The 14159-nt window shown below is 72.0% G+C and carries 15 protein-coding genes; 10 read left to right on the top strand and 5 right to left on the bottom strand.

Annotation, left to right across the window (positions count from 1 at the left end; genetic code table 11):
* Positions 1-26 precede the first annotated feature (26 nt).
* Complete coding sequence (gene cofC, locus VGB75_08085) at positions 27-710, bottom strand: 2-phospho-L-lactate guanylyltransferase (GenBank protein ID HEY0166986.1); 684 nt, start codon at positions 708-710, stop codon at positions 27-29.
* Between the two features lie 86 nt (positions 711-796).
* Here cofC and VGB75_08080 point away from each other — a divergent pair, with 86 nt between their 5' ends.
* The 3 genes from VGB75_08080 to VGB75_08070 are packed head-to-tail and all read left to right on the top strand — an operon-like array spanning position 797 to position 3673.
* Positions 797-1579 carry a lysophospholipid acyltransferase family protein gene (locus tag VGB75_08080; protein ID HEY0166985.1) on the top strand — a complete coding sequence of 261 codons (783 nt, stop codon included), beginning with the start codon at positions 797-799 and terminating at the stop codon, positions 1577-1579.
* Positions 1576-2574: an NAD(P)H-dependent glycerol-3-phosphate dehydrogenase gene (locus VGB75_08075; protein ID HEY0166984.1), complete on the top strand. Its 999-nt coding sequence runs from the start codon at positions 1576-1578 to the stop codon at positions 2572-2574. Before VGB75_08080 ends, VGB75_08075 begins: the two co-directional genes overlap by 4 nt.
* 22 nt (positions 2575-2596) lie before the next feature.
* Positions 2597-3673 (top strand): D-alanine--D-alanine ligase family protein, encoded by a 1077-nt coding sequence (locus VGB75_08070; GenBank protein HEY0166983.1) that lies wholly within the window; start codon positions 2597-2599, stop codon positions 3671-3673.
* A gap of 6 nt (positions 3674-3679) precedes the next feature.
* Here the strand turns inward: VGB75_08070 and VGB75_08065 are convergent, their stop codons facing one another.
* On the bottom strand, positions 3680-4228 hold the full coding sequence (locus VGB75_08065; GenBank protein ID HEY0166982.1) for a DUF3515 family protein: 549 nt from the start codon (positions 4226-4228) through the stop codon (positions 3680-3682).
* Positions 4229-4322: 94 nt separating this feature from the next.
* Entirely contained in the window at positions 4323-4565 is a 243-nt protein-coding gene (locus VGB75_08060; GenBank protein HEY0166981.1) for an Lrp/AsnC ligand binding domain-containing protein, read from the bottom strand.
* Positions 4566-4637: 72 nt separating this feature from the next.
* On the opposite strand from VGB75_08060, the gene VGB75_08055 reads away from it, so the two are divergent.
* The gene (locus VGB75_08055) at positions 4638-5696 is read left to right on the top strand and encodes a thiamine-phosphate kinase (protein HEY0166980.1); all 1059 of its coding nucleotides are present in this window, start codon (positions 4638-4640) and stop codon (positions 5694-5696) included.
* Positions 5697-5788: 92 nt separating this feature from the next.
* On the opposite strand, the gene rpmB is transcribed toward VGB75_08055, so the two are convergent.
* Positions 5789-5980 carry a 50S ribosomal protein L28 gene (rpmB, locus tag VGB75_08050; GenBank protein HEY0166979.1) on the bottom strand — a complete coding sequence of 64 codons (192 nt, stop codon included), beginning with the start codon at positions 5978-5980 and terminating at the stop codon, positions 5789-5791.
* A gap of 190 nt (positions 5981-6170) precedes the next feature.
* Between rpmB and VGB75_08045 the strand changes: the two genes are divergently transcribed.
* Together VGB75_08045 and recG are read left to right on the top strand one after the other, a co-directional pair.
* On the top strand, positions 6171-7781 hold the full coding sequence (locus VGB75_08045; GenBank protein HEY0166978.1) for a DAK2 domain-containing protein: 1611 nt from the start codon (positions 6171-6173) through the stop codon (positions 7779-7781).
* Positions 7782-7812: 31 nt separating this feature from the next.
* The gene (recG, locus tag VGB75_08040) at positions 7813-9996 is read left to right on the top strand and encodes an ATP-dependent DNA helicase RecG (protein HEY0166977.1); all 2184 of its coding nucleotides are present in this window, start codon (positions 7813-7815) and stop codon (positions 9994-9996) included.
* 13 nt (positions 9997-10009) lie between these two features.
* On the opposite strand, the gene VGB75_08035 is transcribed toward recG, so the two are convergent.
* Complete coding sequence (locus tag VGB75_08035) at positions 10010-11368, bottom strand: hypothetical protein (protein ID HEY0166976.1); 1359 nt, start codon at positions 11366-11368, stop codon at positions 10010-10012.
* Between the two features lie 294 nt (positions 11369-11662).
* Between VGB75_08035 and rsmD the strand changes: the two genes are divergently transcribed.
* The 4 genes from rsmD (at position 11663) to VGB75_08015 (ending at position 14157) form a co-directional block, all read left to right on the top strand.
* Positions 11663-12220 carry a 16S rRNA (guanine(966)-N(2))-methyltransferase RsmD gene (rsmD, locus tag VGB75_08030; GenBank protein HEY0166975.1) on the top strand — a complete coding sequence of 186 codons (558 nt, stop codon included), beginning with the start codon at positions 11663-11665 and terminating at the stop codon, positions 12218-12220.
* Positions 12221-12289: 69 nt separating this feature from the next.
* Positions 12290-12811, top strand: a complete 522-nt coding sequence (coaD, locus tag VGB75_08025; GenBank protein HEY0166974.1) for a pantetheine-phosphate adenylyltransferase — start codon at positions 12290-12292, stop codon at positions 12809-12811.
* Positions 12808-13449 (top strand): hypothetical protein, encoded by a 642-nt coding sequence (locus tag VGB75_08020; protein ID HEY0166973.1) that lies wholly within the window; start codon positions 12808-12810, stop codon positions 13447-13449. Before coaD ends, VGB75_08020 begins: the two co-directional genes overlap by 4 nt.
* Positions 13450-13578: 129 nt before the next feature.
* Entirely contained in the window at positions 13579-14157 is a 579-nt protein-coding gene (locus tag VGB75_08015) for a YceD family protein (GenBank protein HEY0166972.1), read from the top strand.
* Positions 14158-14159: the final 2 nt, after the last annotated feature.

Genomic DNA, 14159 nt, shown 5'->3' with positions numbered 1-14159 from the left:
TCAGCCGCCTGGCCCTCGGCCGCGGCTCACGCCGGACGGCTCACACCAAGCCGGGCCGTCAGCTGCGAGGTCAGCGTCCCGACGCCCAGGTCCAGGCAGCGGCGCAGGTCCGCGGCCGAGTCCACGTCGCAGCGCAGGCTGGCCGCGGCGTCGAGCTCGCAGGCGCCGGAGGCCAGGTGCCGCCGCGCCGAGTCCGGGCCGAACAGCGGCGCCAGCGCCGACCCCGGGCCGGCGGTCAGCAGGGTGGTCCCGCTGCCGTCGGCGTCGCGGACGAAGCCGCGCCCGAGGACCGGCGCCCCGCGCAGCACCGCCAGCAGGTCGGCCGCTCGCAACGCCGGCAGGTCACCGACCATCGCCACCACGCCGTCGTCGGGAAACCGCCGGGCCAGCTGAGCGGCCGCGGCTTCGAGTGCCGGATTGAGGCCGCCGCCGGCGTCGGCGAGGATCTCGACCTCAGCCGGCAGGTCCATCGGCGGCTGCCCGCGAACCCCTCCGCGGACGTGCCCGGAGACGTGCCCGGAGACGTGCCCGGAGACTACGAACACCCCGCCCACCAGGGGATGGGCCCGCAACGCGAGCACCGCGTCCAAGGTGTCGAGTTGGATCGCGCGGACCAGTTCGGCGTGCTGGGCGTCCTCGGCGGTGGCGGCGCGCAGCCGGGTCTTGGCCGGCGCTCCGTGCTTGATCGGAACGAGAACTCGCCATTGCACTCTCCAGATGCTGCCACTAGCGCGCGGCGATGGCAGACTCGCACCCACCGGCGCGGCTTGCCCGGGCATGAGCTAACAGCAAGCAGGTGGAAGGAAACTCGGTGGTGCGACGGCACGCGGAGACGGTGGGACCGTACATGCGGTTCGCCGTGCTCCTGGTGTACCCGATGGTCAGTCTGCTGTTCCGTCGGCGCTGGGCCGGCCTGGACCGGATTCCGGCGACCGGGCCTGCCATCGTGGCGGTCAACCACATCTCCTATGCCGACCCGCTGATCTTCGCCCGGTTCATCTGGGACGCCGGCCGGGTGCCGCGTTACCTGGCCAAGGAGAGCCTGTTCAGGCTGCCGTTCTTCCTGGGCCGGATCGTCACCGGCGCCGGTCAGATCCCGGTGCACCGGGAGACCGCTGACGCGGCGCAGGCGCTGCAGGGCGCCGTCGCGGCGCTGGGGCGCGGCGAAGTCGTGCTGATCTACCCGGAGGGCACCGTGACCAGAGATCCCGACTTCTGGCCGATGCAGGCCAAGACCGGGGTGGCCCGGCTGGCGCTGCTGGCGCCCGGGGTGCCGGTGGTGCCGGTCGGGCAGTGGGGCGCCCAGTGGTTCCTCGACGTCTACTCCCGCCGCTTCCGGCCCTGGCCGCGCAAGCAGATCACCATCCGGGCCGGCGCTCCGGTCGACCTGTCCGACTTCGCCGGCAGCGAGCCGGACTCCGAGGTCCTGCGTCAGATGACCGACCGCATCATGGTCGCAGTCCGGGACCTGGTGGCCGAGACCCGCGGCGAGCAACCGCCCGCCGAGTTCCACCCCCGCCCCGCCCCGGGCCAGCACGCCCCCCGGCGGCGCCCGCGTGCCCGCGACGGCCGTCGATGATCCGCGCCGCGGTGCTGGGCTCCGGCTCGTGGGGGACCACGTTCGCCAAGGTGCTCGTCGACGCCGGCACCGACACCGTGATCTGGGCCCGCCGGCCTGAGCTGGCTCAGACCATCAACCGCGACCATGTCAATCCCGACTACCTGGACGGGCTGGCCCTGCCGCAGTCGCTGCTGGCCACCGCGGACGCCGCCGAGGCCCTGGACGGCGTTGATCTGGTGGTGCTGGCGATCCCGTCCCAGGCGCTGCGGGAGAACCTGGCCGGCTGGGCAGGCCTGATCCCGCCCGAGGCCACTCTGGTCAGCCTGATGAAGGGCATCGAGCTGGGCACCGTGAAGCGGATGAGCGAGGTGATCAGCGAGGTCGCCGGCGCCGAGGCAGACCGGGTGGCGGTGGTGTCGGGCCCGAACCTGGCGCGCGAGATCGCCCTGGAGCAGCCGACCGCGACGGTGGTGGCCTGCACCGACACCGAACGCGGCGCCCTGGTGCAGCAGGCCTGCAACGCCCCGTACTTCCGGCCCTACACCAACATCGACGTGGTCGGCACCGAGCTGGGCGGGGCGGTCAAGAACGTCATCGCGCTGGCCTGCGGCATGGCCGCGGGAATGGGCTTCGGAAACAACACCATCGCCTCGCTGATCACCCGCGGGCTGGCTGAGACGTCCCGGCTCGGAATGGCTCTCGGCGCTGATCCGGTGACCTTCGCGGGGCTGGCCGGCCTGGGCGACCTGGTGGCCACCTGCGCCTCGCCGCTGTCACGCAATCGCAGCTTCGGAGAGCGGTTGGGCAAGGGCGAGAGCCTGGAGCAGGCCCAACAGGCCACCCACGGGCAGGTCGCCGAAGGGGTGAAGTCCTGCCGCTCGGTGCTGGAGCTGGCCAGTCGCCACGGCATCGACGTCCCGATCACCCGGGTGATGGACTCGGTCTGCTACGGCAACCTGGCGCCGGTGGACGCGGCGCGGCTGCTGATGAGCCGGTCCACCAAGAGCGAGTGATTCTCGGCTAGCCTCGCACACCATGGCCCCACGGACACGGATCGCTGTCGTCTACGGCGGGCGAAGCTGCGAGCACGCGATCTCGGTGCTCAGCGCTGGCAGCGTGCTGGCCGCGCTGGACCCGGCCAAGTACGAGGTGCTGACCCTGGGCATCACCAGAGCCGGCCGCTGGGTGCGCACCGACGTCGAGCCGCCTCGCCTGCGGATCGCCGACCGGGTGCTGCCCGAGGTGCTGCCGGCGGACGCGGACGTCGTCCTGCGGTCCGGTGACGGCGAGGTGGCCGTCTTCGACCGCGCCTCGGCGATCGACGTTCTGGACAGCGTCGACCTGGTCTTTCCGGTGCTGCACGGCGCCTACGGCGAGGACGGCACGATCCAGGGGCTGCTGGAGATGGCCGGCGTGGCCTACGTCGGATCAGGGGTGCTGGCCAGCGCGGCGGCGATGGACAAGGCGTTCGCCAAGACCGTGCTGCAGGCCGCCGGGCTCGACGTCGGCCGCTACCTGGTGCTCAGGTCCGGCGAGCCGGTCGATGACGGGGAACTGGAGCGGCTGGGCCTGCCGGTGTTCGTCAAGCCCGCCCGGGCCGGGTCCAGCATCGGGATCTCCAAGGTCCGTGCCCACGACGAGCTGCCGGCCGCGCTCAAGCTCGCCTTCGAGCACGACTCGAAGGTGCTGATCGAGGCGGCCGTGGCGGGACGCGAGATCGAGTGCGGGGTGCTGCAGGACGCCGACGGCGCCGTCTCGGCCTCGCTGCCTGCCGAGATCCGGTTGCGGCCGGACTTCGACTGGTACAGCTTCGATGCCAAGTACCTCGATGACGCCTCGGAGTTCGACATTCCCGCTGATGTCGGCGCCGACGCCGTCCAGGCGATCCAGGACGCGGCCTGCCGGGCGTTCCGGGCGCTGGACTGCGCGGGGCTGGCGCGGGTCGACTTCTTTCTCGAGCACAGCGGCCGGCTCGTGGTCAACGAGGTGAACACCATGCCCGGGTTCACCGACATCTCGATGTACCCCAAGATGTGGGCAGCGACCGGGGTCAGCTACCCGGAGCTGCTGGACCGGCTGATCGCCACCGCGCTGGCGCGCCGGGGCCACTGAGCCGGCTTAGCGGTCGGCGCTGCAGATCGGCAGTTTCGCCCCGGGGTTGCCCGCCGCGTCGCTGGCGGTGCACAGCGGCGGCAGCGCCGACACCGCCGGCGCCAGCAGCGGCAGCGGCTGGTCGGCGCCGGCCGGCACCGTGACGTCGATGTAGACGCTGCGGTCGACCGTGGTGTAGACCGTCCGGTCCCGCTGCGGATCCGGTTGCCACAGGACCGAGTTGACCTCCACCAGCTGAGCGGCCTCGGCCGTGCCGAACACCGCCGGCTTGGCCACCCCGCAGCGGACCACCACGGCAGGCTCTCCCCAGGCCGCGACGAAGGAGGAGTCGGTGTCGGTCCGGCGGGGAACCAGCTGCCCCAGCTGCACCGGCAGCTCGGCGAACACCTTGACGCAGGCGGCCTGGGTGGCGGGGTCGGGCGTGGGCGGGGCCGGCGGGGTCACCGCGGCCAGCACCGAGCTCGAGGGCGCCGGCTCAGGGTCCTCGGAGTGCCCAGCGGTCAACAGGAACGCCAGCAGGACCGTCACCGGGACCGCGATGGCGGTGGCGATCACGGCGGCTCGACGTTGCGCGCGGTCGATGGCTCGTCCTCGGATCGGCTCAGGCTGTGCCGGCCACCGCTGGCGGCTGGCAGTGGCGGGGCTCCTGCTAGATGTGGACCACCGGGCAGGTCAGGGTGCGGGTGATGCCCGCGACGCCCTGCACCCGGGCCACCACCATCCGGCCCAGCTCGTCCATGCTCGACGCTTCGGCGCGCACGATCACGTCGTACGGGCCGGTGACGTCCTCGGCCATCGTGACGCCCTGGAGCTCGGAGATCTCCTGCGCCACCGAGGCGGCCTTGCCGACCTCGGTCTGGATGAGAATGTAGGCGTTCACCGTATCTGGCACGGCACGTCCTTTCGTCGTAGGCGTTGGAGCACCTAAAACCTAGCGCAACCCCGGTGCGGCCCCAATGCCCGGATGCGGCTGACGCCGGTCCCGGCCGGGCGAGGATCATGGAGCGCGCGCATCGCAGAAGCCGGCCGTCCCCGGCCGGCTGAAGAGCACCGCAGGCACTGGAGGCTGGTCGAAATTTCTGAGCCGAGAACGATCGCTGACCTGGGTGAGTTCGGCCTGATCCGGCGGATCACCACCGCGCTGGCGCCGGCCGAGTCAGCTCTGGTGGGCCCCGGTGACGACGCCGCGGTGCTGTCCTGCCCAGACGGGCGGGTGGTCGCCTCGACCGACCTGCTGATCGAGAACCGGCACTTTCGCCGGGACTGGTCCACCGCCAACGACATCGGCCACAAGGCGGCGGCCCGCAACTTCGCCGACATCGTCGCGATGGGCGCCCAGCCCAAGGCGCTGCTGGTCGGCTTGGCCGCGCCACCGGAGCTGGAGCTGAGCTGGCTGGACTCGCTGATGGCCGGCTTCGCCGAGGAGTGCGCCGAGGTCGGCGCCGCGGTGGTCGGCGGCGATGTCAGCGCCGCTGACTCGGTGCTGCTGGCGGTGACCGCGCTGGGGGACCTGCAGGGTCGCCAGCCGGTGCGGATGTCCGGCGCCAAGCCCGGCGACGTCGTGGCGGTCACCGGCCGGCTCGGCTGGGCCGCGGCGGGTTATGCGGTGCTGTCACGGGGTTTCCGCTCGCCGGTGCAGGTGGTCAACGCCCACCGCCGGCCAGAGCCGCCCTACCAGGAGGGCGTCCGGGCCGCCGATCTCGGAGCGACCGCGATGACCGACGTCTCCGACGGCCTGATCTCAGATCTGGGGCACCTGGCCGAGGCCAGCGGGGTGCGGATCGACCTGCGCCGCGACGCCCTGGCGCCGGCGGCCAAGTTGCGCGACGTCGCCTCGGCGCTGAACACCGACCCCATGATGTGGGTGCTGGGCGGCGGGGACGACTACGCGCTGGTGGCGAGCTTTCCCAACGAGACCCGGCTGCCGGACTCCTGGCAGGTGATCGGCATGGTCAACGAGGGCTCGGGGGTGCGGGTCGACGGCTTGCGCTGGGCCCATGCCGGCCACCAGCACTTCCGCTGAGCCGGGCCGGCTGCGACACGGCAACGGGCCGGCTCCCTGGGGGAACCGGCCCGGTTGGCTGGGAACCGCGGTGTCAGCTGTGGTGAGCTGGACTAGCCGCGGGTGACCTTGCCGGCTTTCAGGCAGGAGGTGCAGACCGTGACTCGACGCCGGGTGCCTGGCGCGACGATCGCCCGGACCGTCTGCACATTCGGGTTCCACCGACGGTGGGTGCGACGGTGTGAGTGCGAGACGGACATGCCGAAGCCGGGCCCCTTGCCGCAGACATCGCAGTGGCTGGCCACAGTGGCCTCCTCAGGATTTTTTGGGTGATGAACATTCGGGCAACCGGCCAAGTGTAGCCAGCCACGTGGGCGCGGTCCAAACCGCCTCGCCCGTGCGGGGCGGCCCCGACGCGGACCGGACCCGCGGGGGCGGTCACAGTAAGGTGTCGGCCAGACGCAACGCCCGGTGGGTCGGCGGGAAGGGGCCTGGATGCTCGCGCTGCTCGATGCCTCGGCGGTCCGGCGCTGGTGCAGCGCAGCGGTGGAAGGCCTGGACGCTCGCCGGGGCGAGATCGATGACCTCAACGTCTATCCCATACCGGACGGCGACACCGGCACCAACCTCTCGCTCACCATGCACGGCGCCGCCGATTCGGTGGCGGCCGACCGCTCGGGCACCGTCGGCGGAGTGCTGGCGGCGATGGCCAAGGGGGCGCTGCTGGGCGCTCGGGGCAACTCCGGGGTGATCGTGTCGCAGATCATCTCCGGCCTGGCCCAGGCTTTCGACGGCGCCGTGGAGGCTGACGGCCGGTTGCTGGTCAAGGGATTGCGGCTGGCCAGCGACGCCGCCTACGCCGCGGTCGCCGAGCCGGTGGAGGGCACCATGCTCTCGGTCGTGCGGGCCAGCGCCGAGGCGGTCGAGCAGCTCGGCGAGTGCCCGGAGCTGGCAGCCGCGGTGTCGGCCGCCGCAGCCGGCGCCGCCACCGCGCTGGCCGGCACGCCGCGGCAGCTTGCGGTGCTGGCCGAGGCCGGGGTGGTCGACGCCGGCGGCTGCGGCCTGTTGGTCCTGCTGGAGGCCCTCGCGACGGTGGTGACCGGCCAGGGCTCGCCCGCGCCGGCGCAGCGGACGCCGGCCCGCAGCCGGCTCGCCCTGGAGATGGTGCGCGAGGCGGGCAGCCCCGAGTACGGCTACGAGGTGCAATACCTGTTGCACGCCCCCGAGACGGCGCTGGCGCCGTTGAAGGCGACGCTGGCCGAGCTCGGTGACTCGCTGGTCGTGGTCGGCTCCGGCGACGGCCTGTTCAACGTGCACGTCCACGTCAATGACGTGGGCGCGGCGATCGAGGCCGGCGTCGAGGCCGGCCGGCCACACCGCATCACCGTGGTCCGGTTCGCCGACCAGGTCGCCGCTCAGCCCACCGGGACGGGCCGCTCGGGCACCGCCCTGGTCACGGTCGCGCCCGGGGACGGGTTGGGTGACCTCTTCCGTTCCGAGGGGGTGTCGGTGGTCGAGGGCTCAAGCGACAGCGGGGTGCCCACCGTGGCCCAGGTGCTGGACGAGATCCTGCGGACCGGCGCGGCTCAGGTGATCCTGCTCCCCAACGCCTCGACGGTGCGGGAGGTGGCCGAGGCAGCCGCCGCCCAGGCCCGCGAGCAGGGTGTCAGCGTCGCGGTGGTGCCCACCAAGTCGCCGGTGCAGGGGTTGGCCGCGGTCGCGGTGCACGATGAGACCCGCCGCTTCGAGGACGACGTGATCGCCCTGGCCGAGGCGGCGGCGGCCACCCGGTTCGCCGAGGTCACCATCGCGGTCGATGACTCCATCACCTACGCCGGCCGGTGCTCGGCCGGTGACGTGCTGGGCCTGATCGACGGCGAGGTGGTCGAGATCGGCGCGGACATCGCCGAGGTCGGCACCAGCCTGGTGCGACGGCTGGTGGCCGCCGGCGGCGAGCTGGTGACGGTGCTCGCCGGCGCCGATCCGGGGGCCGAGGCGGCGGCGCAGGCGGTGCACGGCTACTTGCGCAGCGAGCACCCGCTGGTCGAGGTGGGGGTGTTCACCGGCGGCCAGCCACGGTTCCCGCTGCTGATCGGGGTCGAGTAAGCCGCTCGCGGGCTTCTGGCACAGTGGCCTCATGGTGACCCGCGACACCCTGCTGCGCGACGTGCTGGGCGGCAAGTCCAGCAAGGCGGTGGAGAAGGCGCTCGGGTTGAGCACGGTCGGGCAGCTCCTGCGGCACTACCCGCGGCGGTTCAACGAGCGGGGCGAGCTCACCGACCTGTCCCAGCTGGTCGAGGGCGAGGAGGTGACGGTGCTGGCCGAGGTCGAGTCGACCAGCACCCGGCGCATTCCGGGGCGCAAGCTGAACATCCTCGAGGTGTCGATCCGGTCGGGACGGCACCGGGCCACCTTGAGCTTTTTCAACCAGCCATGGCGGGAGCGGGACTTGCGGCCCGGCCGGCACGGCATGTTCGCCGGCAAGGTGACCCGCTTTCGCGACAAGCTGCAGCTGAACTCCCCGGACTACATCCTGCTGGGCGAGGTCGGAGCCGGGCCGGAGTCCGATGGCGCCGACCCGCGGGCGCAAGACTTCGCGGGCGCGCTGCTGCCGGTCTACCCGGCTGCCGCCGGGCTGCCGTCCTGGACGATCGCGCGCTGCGTCAGGCTCGTTCTGGACACTCTGGACCCGGTGCCTGACCCGCTGCCGGCGCCGGTGCGGGCCCGGGCCGCGGTGATGGAGCTGGACGCGGCGCTGCGCAAGATCCACCGGCCGGACACGATGGCCGAGTACCGCCAGGCGCGCCGGCGGCTGGCCTTCGACGAGGCGCTGGGCGTCCAGCTGGTGCTGGCTCAGCGCAGGCATGCCAACGCTGCCAATCCGGCGCTGGCGCGCCCGCGCGTCGCAGGCGGCCTGGTCGACGCCTTCGACGAGCGGCTGCCGTTCGAGTTCACCGGCGAGCAGCGCCAGATCGCGGCCCTGATCTCCGAGGAGTTGGCCGCGGCCCACCCGATGCACCGGTTGCTGCAGGGCGAGGTCGGATCAGGCAAGACGGTGCTGGCGCTGCGGGCGATGCTGCAGGTGGTCGACGCCGGCGCCCAGGCGGCGCTGCTGGCGCCCACCGAGGTGCTGGCCGCCCAACACGAGCGCAGCGTCAACGACCTCCTCGGCGAGCTGGCCCAAGCCGGTCGGCTGGGAGGCTCGGAGCGTGGGACCCAGGTGGTCCTGCTAACCGGGTCGATGTCGGCGCCGGCCCGCCGGGCCGCGCTGGGAGAACTGGCCTCCGGGGCGGCCGGGATCGTGATCGGCACCCATGCCCTGATCCAGGACCAGGTGCAGTTCGCCGAGCTGGGCCTGGTCGTCATCGACGAGCAGCACCGCTTCGGCGTGGAGCAGCGCGATGCCCTGCGCAGCAAGGCAACCGCCCCGCCGCACCTGCTGGTGATGACCGCCACGCCGATTCCGCGCACCGTCGCCATGACGGTCTTCGGCGATCTGGAGACCTCCGAGCTGCACGAGCTGCCCGGCGGCCGGGGCACGGTGAGCACCACGGTGGTGCCGGTCAACGAGCGCCCGGACTGGCTGGAGCGGGTCTGGCAGCGGATCCGGGAGGAAGTCGCCGGCAGCCGCCAGGTGTTCCTGGTCTGCCCCCGGATCGGCGACGACTCCGACGCCGAGGACCTCGGCGCCGCCGCCGATGACCAGCAGCAGACCGCCTCGGTGCTGGGCGCCTACGCCGAGCTGAGCCAGAGCCAGCTCCGTGGGCTGCGCCTGGCCATGCTGCACGGCCGGATGCCCGCCGAGGACAAGAGCTCGGTGATGTCGGCGTTCGCCGCCGGCCAGATCGACGTGCTGGTGGCCACCACCGTCATCGAGGTCGGCATCAACGTGCCCAACGCCACCCTGATGGTGATCATGGACGCCGACCGGTTCGGGGTGTCCCAGCTGCACCAGCTGCGCGGCCGGATCGGTCGCGGCGCCCATCCGGGCCTGTGCCTGATGCTCAGCCAGCTTCCGTTCGGCCATCCGGCGTTGCAGCGGCTGGAAGAGGTCGCCAAGACCACCGACGGCTTTGCCCTGGCCGAGCTGGACCTGAGCCAGCGACGCGAGGGAGACGTGCTCGGCGCCGCCCAGTCGGGCCGCAAATCCCAGCTGAAGCTGCTCTCCCTGCTGCAGGACGCCCAGCTGATCAGCTCCGCTCGGGCCGAGGCGCAGTCGGTGATCGAGGCTGATCCCGAGCTGGCCCAGCACCGGGGACTGCAGGAGCTGCTCTGGGACTCCTTCGACTCCGAGCGCACCGAGTTCCTGCACAAGTCCTGAGCGCGGCGCCGGGTCAGGACGACAGCGCCAGCACCGGCGGCGCCTCCAACATCTGGTCCGGTATGCGCACGCCGGAGCGCAGAGCCCGGGTCTGCCCTTGGCGCCAGACCAGGACCTCGGCGCCGTGCCGCTGGTTCAGGGCGATGACCAGCCAGTCTCCGCGGGAGGAGAAGGTCAGCCCCGCCTTCTCGGTCGCGGGCAACTTCACCCCGCCGACCTTCTCCAGCGCTCCGGTGTCCAGGTTCAGCACCGCCACGTCAGACGGCGGGCCGAAGCCGTCGGCGTCGACCCGCTGGCCCTCGTAGACCCGTTCCAGGGCGAAGGCCACCCGGGCGCCGTCCGGGCTGATCGCGCCGCCGGTGAGGGAGGTCTCGACCGGCAGGGTGTACTCGCGCACCCGGAGCGCGCCGGTGGCCAGGTCATAGCTGTGCACCGCGCAGGCAGCCACAAGCGAGCACGGCTGGTCTATCCACAGCAGCATCCCGGCGTCGGCCGTCAGCGAGCTCGCGCGGCCGATCCGGGGGCCCATCCGACGGGTGCTCAGGTCGTATCTGACCAGCGTGCCCGAGGACGGGCTGCGCCGTTCTCCGGCGGTGGTGGCCAGCGCGATGAGCTGATTGCCCCAGACCGCGACCGGGCTCAGCCCGACAGGCAACCGCACCACCCCGGGGCCGGGCAGCTGCACCAGGGTGATCGGCTCGTCGGTGGCGATATCTGCCACCTGCACGGCCCACACCACGCCGTTGCGGCCGTCGGTCAGCAGGGTCTCGATGTGCCGATCGCTGGCCAGCACCAGCGAGCTGCTGTCGGTGTTGACCCGCAACACCGAGCTGGTCTCGGTGGACTCACACCCCTGCACCAGGGCGTAGCTGAGGCCGTTGCCGGGCGCCAGTTGCGACACGAAATGCCCCGAGGACAGCTGCAGGCCCGGCGCCGCGGTCACCGACTTGGCGTCGAGGTCTGCGGTGTGCACCGACTGCCCGCCGACCTGGATCCGCACGCCGGTGCTGGCTCGCAACGGGGCGGTGGTCACGATGGGCAGGTAGCGCTGGATGCCGCAGGCGCCGGGCGCCCGAGGCCAAGGGCCGGGCGCGGCCACCGCAGACGACGCCGGGGCCGGCGGCTGGGCGGCGGGGGCGGCTGTGCGCACCGCTGAGCGTTCGCTGGTCACCGCCACTGCCATGAACCCGCCGGCCACCACGCAGGCCAGTGCCGCAGCCGCGCCGCGGGCCCGCCGGTGGCGCGCCAGCCCGGTCAGCCATCCGGGGCCCGCCCGCCGCGCCCGGCCGGTGTCGCCGTGATCGGCGGGGGACGGCTCGTCGTACTCCTCAGGCAGCACGACGAAGCTCGGCGGATCCGGTTCGGAGGGCACCACTCAAGCATCAGCCCCCGGGGGGTCGGCGCGCCACCCACCACCGGCTGCACCCCGCCTACCGCTGCACCCCGCGCGCCGAGGCGGCGCCAGCCACCAGGGCAGGAACAGGCAGAACGGGCGCCCCGCCGGATCCAGGTAGACGCGGACGTCGGGCTGCGGCTGGTAGTCGGCCGGCGCCGCACCGGCGGCCAGAGCGTGCCGGCCGGCGGCCTCCAGGCCCGCAAGCGCCGGTCGAGGCGGCATGGGCTTCCAACACGACGGCGGCGCGGGCCGGCACTACGCTTGGCAACCGTGACGCGGATCGTGGGTGGTCAGGCGCGTGGGCGGCGGTTGGCAGTGCCGCCCCGAGTGACCCGCCCGACCTCCGAGCGGGCCCGTGAGGCGCTGTTCAACACGCTGCGTGGCGAGCTGGGCCTGGTCGGGGCACGGGTGTTGGACCTGTACGCCGGTTCCGGAGCTGTCGGTCTGGAGGCGCTGTCACGGGGCGCCTCCGCCGCGGTGTTCGTCGAGTCGGACCGGCGGGCAGCCACCGTGTTGCAGGAGAACATCACGGCCCTGCGGCTGGAAGGCGCCACCGTGCACCGGTGCACGGCCACGACGTTTCTCAGCGCGGTCGGGGCTGCCGAGCCGTTCGACCTGGTGTTCATCGACCCGCCGTACGCCCTGGCCTCTACCGCGATCGGCAACCTGCTGACCACCCTGGTCTGCGACCGCTGGCTGGTCTCGGACGCGGTCGTGGTGGTGGAGCGGTCCTGGCGTGAGGCCCAGCCGCCCTGGCCCAGTGAGATCAAGGCCATCAAGCAGCGCCGCTACGGCGAGGGCTGCCTTTGGTACGGTCGCCGGGAATAGCAGTCCTCCACGCCTAGTGCGATGTTCGCTGGGCCCGCCAGCAGGCGAGCCCCATCTGAAGGTGCCGAGATGAGCGCTGAGCCGATAGTCCGCAAGGTCGCGTGCCCGGGGTCCTTCGACCCGGTCACCAACGGCCACCTCGACATCATCGGACGGGCCGCCGGCCTCTACGACGAGGTCGTGGTGGCGGTTCTGATCAACCGCAGCAAGTCCAGCCTGTTCACCGTCGAGGAGCGGATGGCGATGCTGACCGAGGTGACCGCGGGCTACGGCAACGTCCGGGTCGACTCGTTCTACGGGTTGCTGGTCGATTACTGCCGCGCCAATCAGATCCCGGTGATCATCAAGGGCCTGCGGGCGGTCAGCGACTTCGACTACGAGCTGCAGATGGCGCAGATGAACCGTGGCCTGGCCGGCGTCGACACGGTGTTCATGCCGACCAATCCCGAATACAGCTTCCTCGCCTCCAGCCTGGTCAAGGAGATCGCCACTTACGGCGGCGACGTCAGCAGCCTGCTGCCGGTCTCGGTGCACAAGCGGCTGCTCGGCCGGCTGGATGAAGTCCACCGGCCCGAGGGAGAGCGACGATGACCGACCGCACCCTGGCGCGAGCCGAGGAGGTGCTGACCGAGCTGGTCGAGTTGATCGAGACCGCGCGGACGTTGCCGATGTCCTCCTCCTGCGTGGTGCCGCGGGAGCGCACCCTGGACCTGCTGGACGCGCTGCGCGAGGTGCTGCCGCCGGAGCTGGCCGAGGCCCGGCGGGTGATGGCCCAGCGGGAGCGGACGCTGTCGGAGGCCGACGGGCTGGCCGAGCAGCAGCTGCGGCAGGCCCAGGAACAGGCCCAGGCGGCGGTGTCGGCGGGCCAGGCGCAGGCGCAGGCGATGCTCGAGGCTGCCGAGCAGCAAGCCCGGACCAGCGTGTCGGCGGCCGAGGCGCAGGGGCGCGAGTTGGTCGAGGTCGGCCAGCGCGAGCAGGACCGACTGGTGTCGGCGGCCAGCGTGCACCAGGCGGCGGTGAGCGAGGCGGCCCGGCTGCGCGCCGAGACCGACGAGCAGTGCCAGACGATGCTGGCAGCGGCTCGCGAGCAGGCGGAGTCGCTGACCTCCCAAGCGCGCGATTACGCCCACACCACGCTGTCGGAGCTGGTGGACAACCTGCAGCGGCTGGCGGCCACCGCCGAGAACGGTCGCAACGCGATCGGCCAGCAATCGCCGCCGGCGACCTAGGGCCGCTGCCCGCGATTTCCGCGCTGCCGGGGGCTCAGGTATTCTGAACAACGGCCAAATCCATGTTTGAGCTAGCGACACGAAGCGCGGTTCACAGAACCGCTGAGAATCAACCGGTAGAGGTCGTCAGTGAACCCGCGTAGCCCGTACGTCCTGGACACCAGGGAAGTCGGACGCCGCGCAGGCTCCCAACGGCAGTACCGGCGTGAGGTCTCCGCGCCCGCGCAACTTGGCTTGGACATGATCGGTGTGCCAGAAGGCGCGCCACTCGTGATGGACGTCCGGCTCGAGTCGGTGACCGAAGGTGTGCTGGTGACCGGGTCTGTCACCGGGTCGGTCACCGGTGAGTGCGGGCGGTGCCTGACCAGCTTCACCGATGACCTCGAGGTCGATTTCGTAGAGCTGTTCGCTTACCCGAACAGCGCGACGGAGGAGACCACCGATCCTGATGAGATACCGCGGCTCGAGGGCGACCACCTCGATCTCGAACCGGTGGTGCGTGACGCGGTGGTGCTGAGCTTGCCACTGACGCCACTGTGCCGGCCGGACTGCGGTGGATTGTGCCCCGAGTGCGGGGAACTGCTCGATGATTTGCCTGAGAACCATGCGCACACCCAGTTCGATCCGCGTTGGGCCGCTCTAGCCGAGCGGTTCAGCGCGGCCGAGGATCCAGCACGTTCCGATAGTTCACACCAGAGTCAGGAGTAACT

The sequence above is a fragment of the Jatrophihabitans sp. genome (assembly GCA_036399055.1).
Taxonomy (GTDB): domain Bacteria; phylum Actinomycetota; class Actinomycetes; order Mycobacteriales; family Jatrophihabitantaceae; genus Jatrophihabitans_A.
The sequence above is the reverse complement of the archived record's forward strand: the minus strand, read 5'-3'. Positions and strand labels throughout refer to the sequence as shown.